Origin of the sequence: Hyunsoonleella jejuensis, assembly GCF_900111025.1 — a bacterium.
GTDB classification, from domain to species: domain Bacteria; phylum Bacteroidota; class Bacteroidia; order Flavobacteriales; family Flavobacteriaceae; genus Jejuia; species Jejuia jejuensis.
Genome location: NZ_FOFN01000005.1, coordinates 115506 through 136247 on the forward strand (window position 1 = coordinate 115506; position 20742 = coordinate 136247).

Consider the following 20742-nt stretch of genomic DNA (forward strand, 5'->3'; position numbering starts at 1 on the left):
TATGACTTTTGAAACCTTAAAACCCGAAGTATCTAACGTTGTAGCAAATCAAGGTAAAACCGTTGATGAACGCCTTTTGAGTATTTGCAAATTACTAGAAAAACATATTGAGCATTACAATTGGGTTGGGTTTTACTTTAGAAATGGCAATAAGGAAGAATTACTATTGGGCCCATATGTTGGTGCACCAACCGACCATACCGTAATTCCTTTCGGAAAAGGTATTTGCGGACAAGTAGCCGTTAGCAACAAAAACTTTGTGGTACCTGATGTTACAGCGCAGGACAATTATATCGCTTGTAGTATTTCTGTGAAATCGGAAATAGTGATTCCTATTTTTGTGAATGGTGAAAATATTGGACAAATTGATATTGATTCTAATACTCCTGATCCTTTTTCTGAAGCAGACGAGCGATTTTTGGAGTTTGTATGCGAGAATGTCTCTGAAATGCTTTCATAGAAATCCAAAAACTACATTCTAAAAGAAAAAACAACTTACCAGAATTTTGGAATAAAATTTTTAAATTTTTAGTCCTGTTAACAACTTATGGTTTTCGTTAAAAAAACGCCCTCCTTTTTAGATAATTCTAAATTGAAATTCTATAGGAAATAGCTACTTTTGCGTTTTAATGGTAAATTAGTTTCAAACGCCGAAAACGGCACCTTATTTATAAACCAAAACCGAAAACTCAAACACATAAACATGAGCAACGAAAAAACCATCAAATCTGCATTAATCTCAGTATTTAGTAAAGACGGTTTAGCACCAATTGTAAAAGAACTAGATCAACAAGGCGTAACCATTTACTCGACTGGCGGTACTGAAAAATTTATAAATGACTTGGGCATAAATGTTGTTCCTGTTGAGGATGTTACCTCTTACCCTTCCATTTTAGGTGGTCGTGTAAAAACGTTGCATCCCAAAGTTTTTGGTGGTATTTTAAATAGGCAAAACCACGATGGTGATGTTGCTGAGTTAGAAGAATACGACATTCCACAAATTGATGTTGTAATTGTAGATTTATATCCGTTTGAAAAAACCGTGGCCTCAGGTGCAAGCAATCAAGATATTATTGAAAAAATTGATATCGGCGGCATTTCTTTAATTCGTGCTGCAGCAAAAAATTATGCAGATGTAATTTGTGTATCTTCTGTTGATGATTATGCTGAATTCCTAGAGTTAATCTCAACAAATAACGGTACTGTTTCAGAAGAAGACAGAAAGCGTTTTGCTGCAAAAGCCTTTAATGTGTCCTCGCATTACGATACTGCTATTTTTAATTACTTCAATCAAAACAATGAAGAAACCGTTTTAAAACTAAGCGAAACCAAAGGGAAAGTATTGCGTTATGGTGAAAACCCTCACCAAAAAGGATTTTTCTTTGGGGATTTTGATGCGCTTTTTACAAAACTTAATGGCAAAGAATTGAGTTACAACAACCTTTTGGATGTTGATGCTGCTGTAAACTTAATGTTAGAGTTTAAAAATGATGCACCAACATTCGCTATTTTAAAACACAACAATGCCTGCGGATTAGCGCAACGCGACACGCTACATCAAGCCTATGTTGATGCCTTAGCAGGCGATCCTGTTTCTGCTTTTGGTGGGGTTTTAATTAGCAACGCTGAAATTGATGTTGCTACTGCTGAGGAAATTCACAAGCTATTCTGTGAAGTTGTAATTGCGCCTTCTTTTTCTGCTGAAGCTCTAAACATTCTAAAAGGCAAGAAAAACCGTATTTTATTACAGATTCATGATATCGACATGCCAAAAACCAACGTAAGAAGTTGTTTAAATGGGGTTTTAGTTCAGGACAGAAATAGCATTACTGATATAGCTAATGATTTAAAAACAGTAACTAACATTGCTCCAACCGATGCACAGGTTGAAGATTTATTATTTGCTTCAAAAATCTGCAAACACACCAAATCTAACACTATTGTTTTAGCTAAAAACAAACAACTATGTGCAAGTGGTACTGGGCAAACCAGTCGTGTTGATGCATTGCAACAAGCTATACACAAAGCCGGAACGTTCAACTTTGATTTAAACGGTGCGGTTATGGCGAGTGATGCATTTTTCCCTTTCCCTGATTGTGTTGAGATTGCGGATAAGGCTGGAATTACTGCTGTGATTCAACCAGGCGGTTCAATTAAGGACCAATTGAGTATCGATTATTGTAATGCTAATGAAATAGCAATGGTGATGACTGGCACGCGCCATTTCAAACATTAATCTGCATTTTAAAAATTAAAAAATCTATTTACCGATTAAAAACGTATAAAACTAAATTACATTGGTTTAATAAAATTTTGGAGCTTATTATCTCTCGTATATTTATGAAGTTTTATTACATTTACGGGATTCCTTTTTTAACCAATAAAAATTAATAATAGCGCATGGGATTTTTTGACTTCTTAACTGAAGATATTGCAATAGATTTAGGTACAGCAAATACTTTAATTATACATAATGACAAGGTTGTTGTAGATGCGCCTTCAATTGTGGCTCGCGACCGCGTTTCAGGTAAAATTATTGCAGTTGGACAAGAAGCCAGTTTGATGCAAGGCAAAACCCATGAGAACATAAAAACCATTCGCCCCTTAAAAGACGGTGTAATTGCCGATTTTGATGCTTCTGAACAAATGATAAGTATGTTCATTAAGAACATACCTGCGTTAAAAAAGAAATTTTTTACGCCAGCATTAAGAATGGTAATTTGTATTCCTTCTGGAATTACCGAGGTTGAAATGCGTGCGGTAAAAGAAAGTGCAGAACGTGTGAACGGTAAAGAAGTATATTTAATTCACGAACCAATGGCTGCTGCAATTGGTATTGGTGTAGATATTATGCAGCCCAAAGGAAATATGGTGGTGGATATAGGTGGCGGTACTACCGAAATTGCAGTTATTGCACTGGGTGGTATTGTTTGTGATAAATCTGTAAAGATTGCAGGTGATGTGTTTACAAATGATATTGTGTACTACATGCGCACCCAGCACAACTTATATGTTGGTGAACGTACTGCTGAAAAAATAAAAATACAAATTGGTGCTGCTACCGAAGATTTAGAATTACCACCTGAAGACATGAGCGTTCAAGGACGTGATTTGTTAACAGGAAAACCAAAACAGGTGTCTATTTCTTTTAGGGAAATTGCTAAAGCACTTGATAAATCTATTTTACGTATTGAAGATGCCGTTATGGAAACCTTGGGGCAAACACCTCCAGAATTGGCTGCCGACATTTACAATACAGGAATTTATTTAGCTGGTGGTGGCTCTATGTTACGAGGTTTGGACAAACGTTTATCTCAAAAAACAGACTTACCAGTTTATATTGCTGAAGACCCTTTACGCGCAGTTGTTCGAGGTACAGGCATCACTCTTAAAAACTTACCTAAATACAAAAGTGTATTGATAAAATAGGACACCAACAGGGGTAACACATGCAACAGATTATTAATTTTATAATAAGGAACAAAAACTTTTTGTTGTTCTTGTTGCTCTTTGGTATCGCTTTGGTTTTCACTATTCAATCACATTCGTATCATAAAAGTAAGTTTATTAATTCTGCTAATTTTCTAAGTGGAGGTGTTTATAATTCGATTAATAACGTAAGTGCTTATTTTGACCTAAAATCCCAAAACCAAAAGCTTTCCGAAGAAAATAGTCGTTTAAACCAGCTGTTAACAAATCAACAAATAGACACAAGCCATATAGCAGTGGATAGTACTTTAAAACTAAAGTACAAATACCTCTCCGCCAATGTAATTCGAAACAGTTACAACCTATCAAACAATTTTTTGTTGATTAACAAAGGTCTAAACGACAGCATAAAGCAAGACTTTGGTGTAAGGTCTCCATTGGGAATTGTTGGTATTGTAGATGCTGTTTCTGGCAATTACGCTACAGTAATTTCAATTTTAAATACTAAGAGCAAAATTAGTGCGCAACTAAAAAAAACAAATCATTTTGGCTCGCTCACATGGAATGGTATTTCACCTAACATTATTCAATTAACGGATGTTGAGAAAATTGCTCCTGTTAAGGCAGGAGATACTATAATCACATCTGGTCGTTCCTCAATATTTCCTAAGGGAATCCCTATTGGAACAGTAATAAATTCAAAATTGGATGCCAGTGAAAATTTTCATGAAATAAATGTGAAGTTATTTAATGATATGACGAATCTTGAGCATGTATACATTATAGAAAATACGGATAAGAAAGAAATTGAAACCCTTTTAGAAAGCACACATGAATAGTATTATAACAGGACATAGTATTCGGTTTATTTTACTTGTGTTGTTTCAAGTAATACTATTTAACCACATTAACTTTTTAGGTTATATTAATCCGTATGTATATATCATATTTGTTCTTTTCTTCCCCATAAAAAATAATAGAATTCTGTTCATTTTTTTAAGTTTTTTAATAGGTCTCACAGTTGATATGTTTTCAGATTCTGGTGGTATACATGCAGCGGCCTCCGTATTTATTGCCTATGCAAGACCTGTATTCCTGAAATTTGCGTTCGGCACCATGTATGAACACAACAATGTAAAATTCAATAATACCGAATTTGGTGCTAGACTCGTTTATATTTCGTTGCTAACTTTATTACATCATACTATTTTATTTTCTTTAGAAATTTTTAGCTTTTCTAGAATACTAATTGTGTTTCAAAAAACGTTATTCTCAGGTATATTTACTATTTTAATGATTACATTGTTATCAATCATTTTTAGTCGAAAATCTTAATGAGGCAACTTCTACTCTTTTTATTAGTTCTTTTATGCGGCGTTACCTTTATAGGCAGGTTATTTTACCTTCAAATTTACAAGGGTGGTTCTAACAATTTATATGAAGACAATGCCATAAGAAAGGTTTGGGATTACCCAAAACGCGGTTTTGTATACGATAGAAATGGGAAGCTTTTAGTTGGTAACCAACCCTCTTATGATGTTATGGTAATTCCACGAGAGGTTGGTGAATTTGATGTAGATGAGTTTTGTGAGCTCTTAAAAATATCCCGTGAAACCTACGATAAAAAATTAGAACGTGCTAGAAGATACTCTCCAAGATTAGCATCTCCCTTTGTACCTCAACTTTCTAAAGAAGACTATGCTGTTTTACAGGAAAAAATGAGGAAGTTCGAAGGTTTTTATATTCAAAAGAGACCGTTACGGAAATATGAAACTACAATCGGCGCCAATGTTTTGGGAGATATTGGCGAGGTTAATAATCGTGATATTCAAAGAGACCCCTATTACCAAATGGGTGATTTAAAAGGAAAACAAGGTGTTGAAGCATCCTATGAAGAAACCTTACGCGGTGTAAAAGGCATCAAGTTCATTCAAAAAGATAGATTTAATAGAGATATTGGCCCTTACAAGGATGGAAAATTTGATACTATCCCAGAGCAAGGAAAGGATATTACCATAACTATTGATGCAGACTTACAGGCGTATGGCGAACTATTAATGGAGAACAAACGTGGAGGCGTTATTGCAATTGAGCCTTCAACTGGTGAAATTTTGGCTATGGTTGCTGCCCCCACCTACGACCCAAATATTTTGGTAGGCAGAGAACGCTCAAAAAACTTTACAAAACTTTATAATGATTCTATTGCAAAACCTCTATTTAACAGGAGCTTACAAGGCGTTTATGAACCTGGGTCCCCTTTTAAATTAATGAATGCCTTAATCGCTTTACAAGAGGATGTGATATCCCCTGAAGAAAAAATTACCTGTTATACAGGGTACAAATACGGAAACAGGTTTATGAAATGCCACTGCTATAGAGGTAGGCGCAACGATATGATTACTGGCATACAAGAATCGTGTAATGCATATTTTGCAACAACTTATAGGCGTATTTTAGACAAAACTGGAAGTGCATCAGAAGGCATTGACACTTGGAGTAAACACGCGCAAAGTTTCGGGTTGGGCAATTTTTTAAATAATGATTTGCACGTTGGGCAAAAAGGCAGAATACCAGATAGAGATTACTACAAACGAATTTATCCAAAAACATTCTATTCTACCTATACCATTTCTAACGCTATCGGTCAGGGTGAAGTAGCCACAACACCAATTCAATTGGCTAATATGGCTGCTGCAATTGCCAACAGGGGTTACTATCATACGCCACACGTTATTAAAAATATTGAAGGTGAAACATTACCTGATAACTTTACGAAACCAAAATACACCACTATTGACAAGCAGCATTTTGAACCTGTAATAGAAGGCATGCATAAAGTTTATACAAATGGAACTGCAAAGTCTCTTCAAATAAAAAATATAGATATATGCGGAAAAACAGGTACTGTTGAAAATTTCGCCATTATAGATAGTGTAAAAACGCAACTTACCGACCATTCTATTTTTTTAGCGTTCGCGCCGAAAGACAATCCAAAAATTGCTATTGCTGTTTTTGTTGAAAATGGATATTGGGGCAGCAGATTCGCTGGAAAAGTTGCCAGCCTAATGATTGAAAAACATATTAAAGGCTATATTACTAGAACTGATTTAGAAGAATGGCTTCTAAAACATTCGCTTGAAAATGAGTATGCTAAGCCTTATTCTGGCAAACCTTTTAATATCAATGGCAAAACCCAACTTCAATTAGTGGAAGAACAAGAGTATAGTAGACTAAAGCAAAAACTAAATAAACTTAAAACTACAACCAATAATGGTTAGGGAAACAAATAAGTATTTTAAATTTGACTGGATAACCATTATTCTGTTTTTTCTTTTAGTTGGTTTTGGTTGGCTTAATATTTTATCAGCATCCCATACTGGTACAGACATTAGTTATTTCGATTTTTCCCAGCCCTTTGGCAAACAGCTTATATTCATATTTTTAACTGTAGCACTTATAGTATTACTCTTAGCGCTAGACGCGAAATTTTACGAGCGGTTTTCTAGTATTATCTACATATTTTCAATGCTATCGCTTTTAGGCTTATTCATTTTTGGCAAAAATGTTAACGGTGCAACATCTTGGTATGCCATTGGTAGTTTTACAATCCAACCAAGTGAATTTGCAAAAGCTGCTACTGCTCTAGCTGTTGCCAAATACATTAGCGATTTAAATACAGATATAAAAAATCTAAAAGACCAATTAAGAACTTTTGCAATAATATTAATTCCTGCTGTTTTGGTCTTATTACAAAATGACACAGGAAGCACAGTTGTATATGGTGCTTTCTTCTTTGTACTATACCGGGAAGGCTTACCAAAAGTTTATCTTACCATTGGCATTGTAGTAATATTACTTTCCATTTTAGCACTTAAATTTGGGGCGATTATTACAACCATTGTCGCTACCTTAATTTTAATTGTATTTCGCCTATTAAATAAAACTAAAATATCAGTTTTACGCAGTATCTTTATTATTGGCATGAGTACTGCTTTAAGTTTTGGGGTTCAGTTTTTTTATAATAGTATTTTAAAACCTCATCAGCAAGACCGCATTAGTTTATGGTTACGTTTAGAAAAAGACCCTCAAAAGCTTGAGGAGATGAAACGTACATTTGCTTATAATTTGAATGAATCTGAAAAAGCTATTAGTTCTGGAGGCTTTACAGGAAAAGGGTTTATGGAAGGTACACGTACTACTGGTAAATTTGTTCCAGAACAGCATACCGACTATATTTTTAGTACTGTTGGTGAAGAATGGGGCTTTTTAGGCAGTACCCTAGTAGTTATTCTATTTGTACTCTTGTTACTCCGTGTGTTACACCTGGCCGAACTTCAGAAATCGCAATTTAGTCGTGTTTACGGTTATGGCGTCGCTTCCATTATATTCTTCCATTTTATGATAAACATTGGTATGGTAATGGGTTTAATTCCTACTATTGGTATTCCTCTACCTATGTTTAGCTATGGTGGGTCAGGATTGTGGGCATTTACCATTTTACTATTTATTTTTATTAAATTAGATTCAAACCGTATTAACGAGTGGTAGCTACTAAGACTATTTAATCACCTGCTTGTTTTTATTTTAATTCGCATGCCGTTTTTATGAAGAAAACTACTTTTATATTAATAATCTCCTTTTTAATTTTAGCTTGTTCAAGCGCAAAAGGCCTTAAAGACAATTTATTTTCTTCTGAAGAAAAAACACTAATTATGAGGGCCGATAGCATAACGCCAATGCGTGTTTATAAAATTACACGTAAAAGCGATTCTTTATTATTAAGGAAACAAAGTAGCTATGTCAAACCAAATCCAAAAAACATGGTACTTCAAAATTTTGTAAAACGCTTGTACGCGACAGTAAGAGATAGCATGTCGCTAGGTGTAGGTATTGCAGCACCGCAAGTTGGTATTTTGAAGAATATTATTTGGGTGCAACGTTTCGATAAAGAAAACTTACCTTTTGAAGTATATCTCAATCCAAAAATCACTATATATTCAGAAGAAACTCAAACTGTACGTGAAGGTTGTTTATCTATCCCTGATAGAAGTGAAACTTTGAGCAGTCGCTCAAAAGAAATTCAAATTGAATACGATACTATGGAAGGTAATCACAAATCAGAAACAGTGGTAGGTTTTACATCGGTAATATTCCAGCATGAAATAGACCACCTCAATGGTATTTTATATTTAGATCATCTTCAAAAGGATATGGAAGAACAAAAAAAGTTATAATTCTACTTTTTCAGTTCTAGCTTTTCAGCAAAATAATCGCAAAAGTCTTTCATGGTTGCCGTCATTTTTGCATCTTGAGTCGCACGATTAAAAGTATTTGCCATAGCTACTAATGTTTGATGGAAAAATATTTTCATATCATCAACAGGCATGTCTTTTGTCCATAAATCAATACGCAACATTTCTTTAGCCTTATCATCCCAAACAGAGAGCATCATCGCTTTTGCTTCCGCATTGGTTATACCTCCATCTTCTGCGGTCCAAAACAACTTTTCTGGCACTCGGTTTTCATCCAATTCAACATTCAACTCAATTTTAGATTTTATAGTATTAGCCATTATTTTCGTGGTTTAAACTTCGAATTATTAAAAATATCTTCTGGTTTGGTTCGCAACATGTCTTTTAATGACACATCATTATTTTTCATGTAAGCTTTTACAATTTGCCAACCCATATATTGCCCGATTCTTCCGGGGGATTTTGCATCAATCTGTTCTAAATAAAACTTACTAAAAGGCGCTGGGTTGATAAATCTGCTAGGTAATTTGGTATCGGTACTGTACAGTAACTCCCTTTCAATAAAATAGCGCCAAATATAGGCTTCATTTGTTTTTGCCCAATCTAATTGTGCCTCAGAATAGCCTACGCGTTGTGCCTCTGTTTTACTAGGCAACATTACATCCTTAAAGTAAAGTTGTTTCCCAAAATAAATCATCTCATCTAAAAGTGTTTTTCGTTGAGGCTGATAGATATAATGCCTAGCGTATTCATCCGCCATATCAACAACTATTTGCTCTTCCTCAAAAGTACTTCGGATGAATTTTTGAATACCTTCATAAAAATAATGGTCTTTACCTAAATAGTTGTCAATAGCAATAATGGCAATAGTATCTGTTACAATCACTTTATTTCTATAATCAATAGTAGAGGTTGTTGTAATCACTCGAGGTGGATTAAATTCAGGATAGTAAAATTTTAAATGGCTAAATAAAGATTCTATTTCAGCTTCTACACTACTAAAATTTTTATATTTCTTATTAGATTCTCGAAGCAATTCTTGCTGCAAGGTATCTTTCATTTTACCTATCCAGAAAGTATCATTATATTTTTTTGGAAATAAAAACGGATATGCTTGTTTCAATTTGGGCAAATCAGCAATCTCAGCATTTCCAAAAAATTGATCGAAACGCTCTACCGAAATATCAATATTTATTTTCGCTATTGCTTTTTCAACCTCAGTTTCATTTTTACATGAAACAATAAACAGCAAACTAAAAAACGATAACAACAAATTTTTCATGTAAAACTAAACGCTATAAATTTTTATAAATTGAGAGTATAGGTTATTTTTGTGTACAAAGGTAGTATTCTCATATTTAATTTCCCTTGATATGCAAACAGAAAAAGTTGTTGATTATATAGTAAACTGGTTAAAGGATTACTCCGTAAACGCAGGAATTAACGGTTTTGTTATTGGTATTTCTGGTGGTATTGACTCTGCGGTAACATCTACACTTGCTGCAAAAACCGGTTTAAGAGTTTTATGTGTAGAAATGCCTATACATCAAGCAACAAGCCATGTAACACGTGCTCATGAACATATTGCACAGCTTAAAAAACGCTTTGACAATGTTGAAGATACTCGAGCCGACTTAACACCAGTTTTTGAGGAATTTAAAACGGAAGTACACCTAGACGGCGATCAAGCCACTGTTGATATGGCTTTAGCAAACACTAGAGCACGTTTACGCATGACTACCTTATATTATTATGCAGGGTTATATGGATTATTAGTGGCCGGCACTGGTAATAAAGTAGAAGATTTTGGTGTTGGCTTTTACACAAAATATGGAGATGGCGGCGTAGATTTAAGCCCAATTGCTGATTTGTTGAAATCTGAAGTATATCAACTTGGTGAGTACTTAAAAGTACCAGAATCTATTATGACCGCCGCACCTAGCGATGGCCTTTTTGGTGATGCAAGAAGCGATGAGGACCAAATTGGAGCGTCTTACCCAGAACTGGAATGGGCAATGCAAATGGATGATAAAGGAAAATCTGAAACTGATTTTTCTGGTAGAGAAAAAGAAGTTTTTAAAATTTACAAACGCTACAATAGAAATAACAAACACAAAATGATTCCTATTCCTATTTGCGAGATACCCGATAATTTATTGTAAGTATTAGGATATCAACATTTTTTACTATTTTTGACAATAGGGCATATTGCCCAGGCAACATACTATGATTCTCTCAAAAAAAACATCATAGTAACCACTAAAAACCCTAAGATATGATTAAATTATTAATAGCAGACCCTCATCCTATAGTTAGAAAAGGGTTAGAACATTTGTTTTCCGCTTCGTCTGACATTAAAATTGTTGGGAGCGTTGATAATGGCGAAGCCATTTTAGAATTCCTGAAAAAAGAACCCGTAGATGTTTTACTTTCTGAAATTGATTTACCTAAACTTAATGGCCTAACGGTGTTAAGATATTTAAAATCTGATTACCCAGATGTTAAAGCTTTAATGTTTAGTGCACAACCTGAAAATGTATATGGCTTTAATTCTATTAAAGCTGGTGCTTCAGGATATATTTCAAAAAACGAAAACGTTATTACCATTAATGAAGCTGTATTAAAGGTTTACAATGATGGTATTCATTTAAGCAACGAATTAACCCAAGAATTGGCCTTTGGAACAAGAAATAACAAAAATGGTAGATTCTTTAAAAAACTTTCTACTAGAGAAACAGAAGTTTTAAAACTTTTGGCCATTGGCAAGAAAAACAAAGAAGTTTCGAAAGAACTAAATATCAACGAAAAAACAGTAAGCACTTATAAAGCACGCTTGATGAAAAAACTAAAAGTTGATAATATGGTAGACTTAGTAAATCAAGCCAAGTTTTTAGACTTATAACACACGATTAAGTTTTCTAGATAATAACATTTTTAAACTAGAATATTCCTTAACCTCTTCGAGCACAGATTTGTTTACTTCAGATTTGTGCTCGATTGTTTTTTGCTGAAAATTCATGACTTTTTGCTCAATTAAAAAACATCGTAAACTCAAAATAGTTTCACTAACCAGTTGTGCTACTGTTTGATGCTTTTCTTTTGGGAAGATATTTTTTCGCTGCCAATCACTTAAATTGTAACGTTCGTCCTCCATTAAAATATGTGTTATTTCGTTTACGGTTTCAGAATTCATGGAATTGATAAACGTCTTTAGCTCAAACTCAGAATCTTGGTGTAATTTATCAATAATAGTGTAATACAAATGTTTGAACTGTGGGTTTGAAAATTCCATTTCATCTTCATGTAAATCCAAATAGATTTTCTCAAAAACCTTTGCCGTTTGAGTTACAGGTTTTAGAACCAATTCCCCCTCTTCAGTTTCGGTCATCACCAAATCCTCAAAACTCTCAGTTTTATTACCGTAGAGTAAAAGCAACTCAATTATTTTTCGCTCCAACAGGTATTGTACATCAACTTTTTTAACAGGTTGTTCGTGCTTTATTACCTCAAAACTTTTTTGCTGTTGTTTCTGTCTTTTGTTATCCTCCTTGTGTTCTTTTTGGTTAATTTGCGCCAAGGTGCTAAACAAAACTGCTTCGCTTATATCCATAATGCGAGCGCATTCCTGGATGTAAATTTCCTTTTTAATCGTATCAGGAATTTTTGAAATACTATTTACAATATCCCTAATAGTTTCCGCCTTTTTAATAGGATCGTTCTTAGAATCTTCATATAAAATTGAAGCTTTAAACTGAATAAAGTCCTTGGCGTTTTCTTCAAGAAACAACGTTAGTTCTTCAAGAGTATTTTGTTTCGCAAAGCTATCCGGATCCTCTCCTTCTGGAAAAGAACAAACCTTTACGTTCATGCCCTGTTCTAGAATTAAATCTATACCTCGAAGTGAAGCACGAATACCTGCCGCATCACCGTCAAAAAGTACGGTAATATTTTTAGTAAGGCGATTTATTAATCGAATTTGTTCCGAAGTTAAAGCAGTCCCTGAAGACGACACCACATTTTTAATTCCCGTTTGATGGAATTGAATCACATCGGTATAGCCCTCTACTAAAAAACAATTGTCTTCTTTCGCTATGCTTTGTTTGGCATTGTAAATACCATAAAGTACCTTGCTTTTATGATAAATATCGCTTTCAGGAGAGTTTAAGTATTTGGCAGCCTTTTTATCGTTGATTAAAATTCGTCCTCCAAATCCTAAAACACGGCCACTCATACTTTTAATAGGGAACATTACGCGTCCTTTAAAACGATCAAATCGTTTTTCATCCTTTACAATAGTGAGTCCTGTTTTTTCTAAAAACTCTAACTGATATCCTTTTTTTAACGCCTCATCCGTAAACGCTTGCCATTCGTTTAACGAATAGCCCAAATCGAAGGTTTTTATGGTTTTATCTGTAAACCCGCGCTCTTTAAAATAACTTAAACCTATAGATTTACCTTGGTCTGTTTTATGTAAAATCTTTTGAAAATAAGCATTCGCAAACTCACTAACCAAATACAAACTTTCACGCTCGTTAGCAGCTTCTTTTTGCTCGTTCGTCTGCTCCGTTTCCTCAATTTCGATGTTGTATTTTTTTGCTAGGTATTTTATGGCTTCTGGGTAGGTAAAATGCTCGTGTTCCATTAAAAATGCCACGACATTGCCACCTTTACCTGTACTAAAATCTTTCCAAATTTGTTTTACGGGAGATACCATAAAACTTGGCGTACGCTCGTCGCTAAACGGACTAAGCCCTTTATAATTACTACCCGCTTTTTTTAATTGCACAAAATCGCCAATAACCTCCTCTACCCGAGCGGTTTCAAAAACTTGATCTATAGAATGTGCTGCTATCAAAACAATAAATTTATTGGAAATGTAAATGTACTAATAAAAATAATTTGGGAAAGCCAAGATAGAGGGAAGAATTGAAACATGGAATTTGCTTAGTGAATTTTGAATGAAATCGATATTCAAAATCTAAATCCTTTACACTGTAAAAATTAGCCTCTTAATTAAAACTAAAAACCTATATACAAAGCCGTATCTCTACAAAAAATTAAAGTAATTAAAATATCTGAAATTTTTGTTAAGTCCTCCCTTTTTTAGCGACATAATCTACTAGTTGTTTATCTTTACCTGAAAAAATTTTAGAATGCAAAAAACATATTACGACCCATCAGACCTAAGGAAATTTGGAAAAATAACAGAGTGGAGTGAGGAATTAGGTAATAAATTCTTTGAATATTACGGAAAGGTTTTTGAAGAAGGTGCACTTACTGCCCGCGAGAAATCCTTAATAGCGCTTGCTGTTGCACATACGGAGCAATGTCCGTATTGTATAGACGCCTACTCGCAAGATGGGTTGCAACGCGGCATTACAAAAGAAGAAATGATGGAAGCTATCCACGTTGGTGCCGCCATAAAAAGTGGTGCAACCTTAGTACATGGTGTGCAAATGATGAATAAAGTTAATAAGTTAGACGGGTAAATTGTTTGGGCGTTACCCCGTTCGGTCGCTGAGGCTCTCGAAGCGGGGTCGGGCTTTCCACTAATAGTTTTGGCTCGATGCACGCCTCGCCAAAAGCTGCCGTTTCAATCCCTAACGCAAACAAGAACTTATCAAGATTAATAGCCCCTAAGAAAGGATATGACGAAAGTAAAAACACAATCACTTCATAAACGCGAAAGCGCATTGGCCAATAGTAAAAGACAGTTAGAAATTCTGTCTAATGGCATTTTTAAAAATGGAGAATTACCAACATTTGCTTCAAAAATTTCAGAAACCAACCAGTTTCCACTTAAAGCAAAAAAGTTAGAGATCCTTCAAATAAATGTGGGTTATATGTGTAATCAAGTGTGTGAACACTGTCATGTAGATGCTGGCCCAGATCGAAAGGAAATTATGACAAAGGAGACTATGCAGCAATGTTTACAGGTGATAAAAAATACAGGAGCGCATACATTGGATTTAACTGGAGGTGCACCAGAGATGAATCCGAATTTTAGATGGTTTGTTGAAGAAGCATCAAAGGCCGGTATTAAGGATTTTATCGTCCGTTCTAATCTTACCATTATTAGAGCCAATAAAACATATTACGATTTGCCAGAATTCTTTAAAAAACACAATGTACATGTGGTAAGCTCTATGCCACATTGGACGCGTGGTAAGACCGATAAGCAACGTGGCGATGGTGTTTTTGATGCTTCGATAGAAGCGCTAAAAATGCTAAATGCCATAGGTTATGGCATGCCAGAAAGTAATTTACGATTAGATTTGGTATACAATCCCTCAGGTGCTTTTTTACCAGGAGACCAAATGTCTATGGAAAAAGATTTTAAAAAAGCATTGTTAGAGGATTTTGGGATTCAATTTCATAATTTATTTGCCATTACCAATTTACCCATTTCTAGGTTTTTAGACTATTTGATTGCCTCTGAAAACTATGAGGACTACATGTATCAATTGGTTGATGCTTACAATCCCTCTGCTGTAGCAAACGTTATGTGTACCAATACCATTTCAGTAAGTTGGGATGGCTATTTGTACGATTGCGATTTTAACCAAATGCTGGAATTGCCTGTTAACAGCAAAGTGAAACATATTTCAGATTACAACGAAGATCTTTTAGAGGGGCGACATATTGTAATTTCACAACATTGCTATGGTTGTACTGCTGGGGCTGGAAGCAGTTGCCAAGGTTCGGTAGCTTAAAAAATTATGAGATATTTTATTTTTATAGTATGTATGTGCGTTTCTGTTTCGGGATTTTCCCAAAAAAAATTGGCTAAACTCTTAAAGCAACAGAATAAGGAAACCATCCCTTACATATCTGTAGATTCACTTAAAAACATACAAGAACAAGTTACACTCTTAGATTCTAGAGAGGAAAGAGAATTTAAGACAAGCCATATAAAAGATGCCATATACGTAGGTTATGATTTTTTTAGCTTAGACTCCGTTCAAGAAAAACTTCCAAACAAAAAAAGCCCCATTGTGGTATATTGCTCTTTAGGCATACGTTCTGAAGATATCGCTGAAAAACTAAAGAAAGCAGGCTACACCAATGTTTTAAATTTATATGGTGGTATTTTTGAATGGAAAAATAATGATTTAGACGTACTAAATTCAAAAGAAAAACCGACCGATTCTGTGCATACATTTTCTAAAGTATGGAGCAAATGGTTACATAAAGGTATTAAAGTATATGACTAAAGAACTTGTTATCGTGTTTGTAAAAAACATAAAACTTGGAACCGTAAAAACCCGTCTTGCCAAAACCATTGGTGATATGGGTGCTTTTGAAGTTTACAAAGAATTGGTAAAAATTACCGAAAAAGCAACTGCAAAAGTTAAAGCCGATAAACGCATTTACTTTTCTGATGTCATTGTTGATGATACATGGCACGGCTTTGATAAATTTGTGCAAAAAGGTGAGAATCTTGGTGTACGAATGAAAAATGCTTTCGCCAAAGGTTTTGATGATGGCTACGAACGCATTGTTTTAATAGGTTCTGATTTACCAGATATTACCGCAGCGCATATCTCCGATGGATCAAAAGCTTTAGAAAAAAGCAACACCGTTTTTGGTCCTGCTGTTGATGGTGGCTATTATCTAATTGGGCTATCAAAATTGTACCACTGTGTGTTTGAAAATAAACCTTGGAGCAGTGCTAATTTATTTGAAGAAACAGTACAAGAACTAAATAAAAAGGCAATTACATTTAGTACATTAGATACCCTAAATGACATTGATACTTATGAAGATTTAATGGCTTCAAGTTTTTATAAATCGAACGTAAAATTACAAGAGAAAATAAAACAACTACATGCTTAAATTTATTAAAGAAACGGTAGATTACCTTAAAGACAAAGGCTTCGAAAAACCTGAAGTTGGCATTATTCTTGGCACTGGCCTAGGACAACTTATAGATGCTGTAGAAATTCTTAAAGAAGTAAGCTATAACCATATTCCCAACTTCCCTACGGCAACTGTAGAGTTTCATAAAGGAAAACTTATTTATGGCAATTTGGGCGGTAAAAAAGTTATAGTTATGCAAGGGCGTTTTCATATTTATGAAGGCTACACACTGCAAGACGTTACCTATCCTGTGCGAGTGATGCAACAGTTAGGTATCTCAACACTTTTGGTGTCTAATGCTGCTGGAGCCATTAATTTAGACTTTAAAAAAGGCGAACTCATGCTTATTGATGACCATATTAACCTCCAAGGAAGCTCGCCGCTTGCCGTTAGAGGTATAGAGCAAATGGGCGAACGTTTCGTAGATATGAGTGCACCGTATGATACGAACATTAATGCAACTTTTAAATCCATTGCAAAAGCAAAAAACATAACCTTGCATGAAGGTGTTTACGCCAGTGTTGTAGGGCCGCAACTGGAAACTAGAGCAGAATACAGAATGTTAAAGATTATTGGAGCTGACGCTGTTGGTATGAGTACAGTTCCTGAGGTTATCGTCGCGAACCATTTAAAATTAAAAGTGGCAGCAGTGTCAGTTTTAACAGATGAATGCGACCCAGATAATTTAAAACCGGTGAATATAGCCGAAATTATTGCTATGGCAGAAAAGGCAGAACCAGATATGGTTGCTTTATTTAAAACACTTATTGAAACCCTATAATTGTGTAATAAAGGTTACCTGTACTGTAAGTTATAGCACCTAAATTCACAAACAATTTAAAACTTTTAATTTAATGAGCTATCTAGAAACCACACACAACGTATATAAAGAAGCTGCCTTAACTCCAGATGTTGGTTTATGCTGCACTACAAATCCTATTTGGGAATTACCCGGGTTAAAAATACCTAAAATTATGCAGGAGATGAATTATGGCTGTGGTTCTACAGTGCATGCTCGTGACTTAACCAATAATCCAAAAATGCTTTATGTTGGTGTTGGCGGCGGTATGGAATTACTACAATTTTCGTATTTCAATCGTCAAAAAGGTGGAGTTGTTGGTATTGATGTGGTAGATGAAATGCTAGAAGCGTCAAGGGAAAATTTTAAAGAAGCCGAGGTACTAAACGACTGGTTTAAAAGTGATTTTGTTGAACTTAAAAAAGGTGACGCACTGCATCTTCCAGTAGAAGATAATTCCATTGATGTTGCTGCTCAAAATTGCCTATTTAATATTTTTAAGGCAGAAGATTTAAAAAAGGCCATCGCCGAAATGTATCGCGTTTTAAAACCTCATGGAAAGCTTGTGATGAGTGATCCTACTTGTGAACAGCCCATGAATGACACACTTCGGAATGACGAACGATTACGAGCCCTATGTTTAAGTGGCAGTTTACCTATTGCCGATTATGTAAAAGCATTAACCGATGCAGGTTTTGGAACCATAGAAATTAGGGCTAGAAAACCATATAGAATATTAGACCCAAAACATTACCCAACCGAAGAATTAATATATATTGAATCTATTGAAGTTGCTGCCATAAAAGACCCCATGCCCAAAGATGGCCCATGCATCTTCACAGGAAAAGCTGCAATTTACTATGGTGAAGATGATTATTTTGATGACAAGCAAGGCCATGTGTTATTGAAAAACCAGCCTTTAGCTATATGTGATAAAACTGCTGGTGCACTAGCAAGTTTAAATCGGCACGATATTTTCATTAGTGAATCTACCTATCATTATGATGGTGGTGGCTGTTGTTAGTTAAAAATTCGCTTTTGCTTATGAAATATGTTGGCCTTATTCTTATCATCTGTTTTACAGTGTCCTGTTCTAGCAGTAAAAAAGTGAGTACTGTTACTAAAGCATCTGCTATTGAACCAACGTTAAATGTAAGTCAGACGGATTCTGTAAAAACAACCACTTCTAAAGTGATAAAAATATCAGACTCTTTGTACGTTCCTGATACAGAAGAGGAAATTATAATTATAGAAAAACCTATAATTAAAAATGAAGTAAATGCTCCAAAAGCATTTAACCATAAAACATTTAATGATTTACTTGAGACACATGTTTCTGAAGCTGGAAATGTGAATTATACAGGTTTTAAAGACAGTTATAAATTACTACGTAGTTATATTGAGCAAATGGGTGAAAACTTACCTAACGATTCTTGGTCGAAAGAAGAAAAACTGGCCTATTGGATTAATGCTTACAATGCTATGACTATCGATTTAATTCTACGCCATTATCTAGTAAAAAGCATAAAGAACATTAAAAATCCATGGCAACAACGCTACTGGAAATTAGGAGAAAAATGGTATAATCTAGATGAAATAGAACATGATATTTTACGTAAGATGAACGAACCACGTATTCATTTTGCTATTGTTTGCGCATCGTATTCTTGTCCGAAATTGCAAAATAAAGCCTTTAGCTCTTCTAATTTAGAAGCACAATTAATTAAGGCTACAAAGGAATTTTTAAAAGACCGTGAACGTAATTCTATTTCAAAAGACGAGTTAGAGCTCTCTAAAATATTTCAATGGTTTGCAAAGGATTTTAAGCAAAACGGTTCGCTTATCGATTTTTTAAATCGGTATTCTGACGTAAAGATTTCGAAAAATGCTAAAAAGCGTTTTAAAGATTACAACTGGGATTTGAATGAGTAAAATATCCATCATTATACCCGTTTTAAATGAAGCAGCGACTATTAAAAATTTGCTTAATTATCTTATTGAAAATTCTACTAAAGAGAATGTTGAAGAGATAATTGTGGTTGATGGGGGAAGTGATGACAACACTAAAAGTATAGTTCTCGATACATCACACCAATGGCGTGACACTCGAACTAACATTAGGTTGATAGATTGCCAAAAAGGACGCGCCAAACAAATGAACCATGGTGCAAAACATGCCATAGGCGATGTTTTATATTTTTTACATGCTGATTCTTTTCCTCCTAAAAACTATGACTTTCATATACTTTCTGAAGTAAAAAAAGGTAATAAAGCTGGTTGTTTTAGAATGCGATTTAATAGCAAACATTGGTGGCTAAAATTGGCAGGATGCTTAACCGCTTTACCATTTAGAGTAAGTCGTGGCGGTGATCAAAGTCAATTCATTACACGCAAATTATTTAATAAAATCGAGGGTTATGACGAAACTTATGAGATTTATGAAGACAATGTTTTAATAAAAAGACTCTATGCTTTAAATGAATTTGTTGTGATTCCCAAATGGCTAACTACCTCTGCTAGACGCTATCACAAACATGGTGTATGGAAAACTCAATTTCACTTTTGGCGTATTCATTTAAAAAGTAGATTGGGTGCTTCTCCTTCTGAGCTTAAAACTTATTATCAAGAAAATTTAGTAAATACCTAATTCTTATTTCTACCTTTTTCATCCGGATATAAATCCTTTACAATATCACTTTGAAAGATTTCTTTCGTATCAATATCTATAGCTGATAGTTTTCCGAAAAAGGCTGCTCCAGTATCAATATTCCAGATGTTTATAGCGTTCATTGGTTCATACTCTCCATAGTTTATAGTTGGCGTATGGCCTATGTAGATTTCATTATAATGCGTTAATCGTTTTGGATATAATTCTGAGTTTTTTTCAATGCGCTTGTCCATCGTTAATGCCATTTCCCAAAGGGTTCTGTCAAAATATAATGTGGTTTGGAATACTTCTTTTTCTACACCGTGCATGGAAGTAAATCCTGCATGTAAGAACAGTCTGTTTTGGTCATCAATATGGTACATTTTTAAATTTTCAAAGAACACTAAATGAGCTTGTTTTTGTTCTATTGAAAATCCTTCGTAGCTTTCCATGGTCTCTTTACCACCATGCATATACCAAGTTGGATTCACCTCTCCATTTCTTAACCATTCTTCGCACCAAACATCATGATTTCCTTTGATGAAAATACATTCAAATTTTTCTGAAAGCTCAATTAAGAATTGAATAACCTGTGCAGATTCACTCCACCCATCTACATAATCGCCCATGAAAATTAACTTATCTTCATCCTTGATTTCTAAGCTATTTAATAATTGTATTAAAGCCTTTAGACCTCCATGAATGTCTCCAATTGCAAGAGTTCTCACAGTTTAATTTTTTTTATGTAATAATAA

General features: G+C 34.6%; 22 protein-coding genes. 18 read left to right on the plus strand and 4 right to left on the minus strand.

What is annotated here, in order from left to right:
• Position 1 precedes the first annotated feature (1 nt).
• The 8 genes from BMY39_RS14435 to def all read left to right on the plus strand — a co-directional run bounded on the left by BMY39_RS14435 (position 2) and on the right by def (position 8663).
• Entirely contained in the window at positions 2 to 460 is a 459-nt protein-coding gene (locus tag BMY39_RS14435) for a GAF domain-containing protein (RefSeq protein ID WP_092580936.1), read from the plus strand.
• Between the two features lie 243 nt (positions 461 to 703).
• A complete protein-coding gene (gene purH / locus BMY39_RS14440) occupies positions 704 to 2236 on the plus strand; it encodes a bifunctional phosphoribosylaminoimidazolecarboxamide formyltransferase/IMP cyclohydrolase (RefSeq protein ID WP_092581033.1) in 1533 nt (510 codons plus the stop codon).
• 164 nt (positions 2237 to 2400) lie between these two features.
• Positions 2401 to 3429, plus strand: a complete 1029-nt coding sequence (locus BMY39_RS14445; RefSeq protein WP_045372438.1) for a rod shape-determining protein — start codon at positions 2401 to 2403, stop codon at positions 3427 to 3429.
• Positions 3430 to 3449: 20 nt separating this feature from the next.
• Positions 3450 to 4268: a rod shape-determining protein MreC gene (gene mreC, locus BMY39_RS14450; RefSeq protein WP_092580938.1), complete on the plus strand. Its 819-nt coding sequence runs from the start codon at positions 3450 to 3452 to the stop codon at positions 4266 to 4268.
• The gene (locus tag BMY39_RS14455) at positions 4261 to 4764 is read left to right on the plus strand and encodes a rod shape-determining protein MreD (RefSeq protein WP_092580940.1); all 504 of its coding nucleotides are present in this window, start codon (positions 4261 to 4263) and stop codon (positions 4762 to 4764) included. Before mreC ends, BMY39_RS14455 begins: the two co-directional genes overlap by 8 nt.
• The gene (gene mrdA, locus BMY39_RS14460; RefSeq protein ID WP_092580942.1) at positions 4764 to 6707 is read left to right on the plus strand and encodes a penicillin-binding protein 2; all 1944 of its coding nucleotides are present in this window, start codon (positions 4764 to 4766) and stop codon (positions 6705 to 6707) included. The genes BMY39_RS14455 and mrdA overlap by 1 nt, the downstream gene beginning before the upstream one ends.
• Complete coding sequence (gene rodA, locus BMY39_RS14465) at positions 6700 to 7977, plus strand: rod shape-determining protein RodA (protein WP_092580944.1); 1278 nt, start codon at positions 6700 to 6702, stop codon at positions 7975 to 7977. Before mrdA ends, rodA begins: the two co-directional genes overlap by 8 nt.
• Before the next feature lie 56 nt (positions 7978 to 8033).
• Positions 8034 to 8663 (plus strand): peptide deformylase, encoded by a 630-nt coding sequence (gene def, locus BMY39_RS14470; protein WP_092580946.1) that lies wholly within the window; start codon positions 8034 to 8036, stop codon positions 8661 to 8663.
• Positions 8664 to 8665: 2 nt separating this feature from the next.
• Here the strand turns inward: def and gldC are convergent, their stop codons facing one another.
• Complete coding sequence (gene gldC / locus BMY39_RS14475; protein WP_092580948.1) at positions 8666 to 9001, minus strand: gliding motility protein GldC; 336 nt, start codon at positions 8999 to 9001, stop codon at positions 8666 to 8668.
• The gene (gldB, locus tag BMY39_RS14480) at positions 9001 to 9963 is read right to left on the minus strand and encodes a gliding motility lipoprotein GldB (RefSeq protein ID WP_092580950.1); all 963 of its coding nucleotides are present in this window, start codon (positions 9961 to 9963) and stop codon (positions 9001 to 9003) included. Before gldB ends, gldC begins: the two co-directional genes overlap by 1 nt.
• Positions 9964 to 10054: 91 nt before the next feature.
• On the opposite strand from gldB, the gene nadE reads away from it, so the two are divergent.
• Together nadE and BMY39_RS14490 are read left to right on the plus strand one after the other, a co-directional pair.
• Positions 10055 to 10843, plus strand: coding sequence for an NAD(+) synthase (nadE, locus tag BMY39_RS14485; RefSeq protein WP_092580952.1), 789 nt, complete (start codon positions 10055 to 10057; stop codon positions 10841 to 10843).
• 113 nt (positions 10844 to 10956) lie between these two features.
• Positions 10957 to 11583: a response regulator transcription factor gene (locus BMY39_RS14490; RefSeq protein WP_092580954.1), complete on the plus strand. Its 627-nt coding sequence runs from the start codon at positions 10957 to 10959 to the stop codon at positions 11581 to 11583.
• Here the strand turns inward: BMY39_RS14490 and dnaG are convergent.
• A complete protein-coding gene (dnaG, locus tag BMY39_RS14495) occupies positions 11578 to 13536 on the minus strand; it encodes a DNA primase (protein WP_092580956.1) in 1959 nt (652 codons plus the stop codon). The two genes, BMY39_RS14490 and dnaG, sit on opposite strands and share 6 nt — an antisense overlap.
• Before the next feature lie 298 nt (positions 13537 to 13834).
• Between dnaG and BMY39_RS14500 the strand changes: the two genes are divergently transcribed.
• From BMY39_RS14500 to BMY39_RS14535, 8 genes are all read left to right on the plus strand, one after another.
• Positions 13835 to 14170 (plus strand): arsenosugar biosynthesis-associated peroxidase-like protein, encoded by a 336-nt coding sequence (locus tag BMY39_RS14500; protein ID WP_092580958.1) that lies wholly within the window; start codon positions 13835 to 13837, stop codon positions 14168 to 14170.
• Between the two features lie 159 nt (positions 14171 to 14329).
• A complete protein-coding gene (gene arsS, locus BMY39_RS14505; protein WP_092580960.1) occupies positions 14330 to 15394 on the plus strand; it encodes an arsenosugar biosynthesis radical SAM (seleno)protein ArsS in 1065 nt (354 codons plus the stop codon).
• A 69-nt stretch (positions 15395 to 15463) separates the two neighbouring features.
• Positions 15464 to 15895 carry a rhodanese-like domain-containing protein gene (locus BMY39_RS14510; protein WP_317039346.1) on the plus strand — a complete coding sequence of 144 codons (432 nt, stop codon included), beginning with the start codon at positions 15464 to 15466 and terminating at the stop codon, positions 15893 to 15895.
• Positions 15888 to 16517, plus strand: coding sequence for a TIGR04282 family arsenosugar biosynthesis glycosyltransferase (locus BMY39_RS14515; protein WP_092580964.1), 630 nt, complete (start codon positions 15888 to 15890; stop codon positions 16515 to 16517). Before BMY39_RS14510 ends, BMY39_RS14515 begins: the two co-directional genes overlap by 8 nt.
• On the plus strand, positions 16510 to 17322 hold the full coding sequence (locus tag BMY39_RS14520; protein WP_092580966.1) for a purine-nucleoside phosphorylase: 813 nt from the start codon (positions 16510 to 16512) through the stop codon (positions 17320 to 17322). Before BMY39_RS14515 ends, BMY39_RS14520 begins: the two co-directional genes overlap by 8 nt.
• A 73-nt stretch (positions 17323 to 17395) precedes the next feature.
• On the plus strand, positions 17396 to 18364 hold the full coding sequence (gene arsM, locus BMY39_RS14525) for an arsenosugar biosynthesis arsenite methyltransferase ArsM (RefSeq protein ID WP_092580968.1): 969 nt from the start codon (positions 17396 to 17398) through the stop codon (positions 18362 to 18364).
• Positions 18365 to 18447: 83 nt separating this feature from the next.
• Entirely contained in the window at positions 18448 to 19272 is an 825-nt protein-coding gene (locus BMY39_RS14530; RefSeq protein WP_245738316.1) for a DUF547 domain-containing protein, read from the plus strand.
• Complete coding sequence (locus BMY39_RS14535) at positions 19265 to 19987, plus strand: TIGR04283 family arsenosugar biosynthesis glycosyltransferase (protein WP_092580972.1); 723 nt, start codon at positions 19265 to 19267, stop codon at positions 19985 to 19987. Before BMY39_RS14530 ends, BMY39_RS14535 begins: the two co-directional genes overlap by 8 nt.
• Here the strand turns inward: BMY39_RS14535 and BMY39_RS14540 are convergent.
• The gene (locus BMY39_RS14540; RefSeq protein WP_092580974.1) at positions 19984 to 20715 is read right to left on the minus strand and encodes a metallophosphoesterase family protein; all 732 of its coding nucleotides are present in this window, start codon (positions 20713 to 20715) and stop codon (positions 19984 to 19986) included. The two genes, BMY39_RS14535 and BMY39_RS14540, sit on opposite strands and share 4 nt — an antisense overlap.
• Between the last annotated feature and the right edge of the window lie 27 nt (positions 20716 to 20742).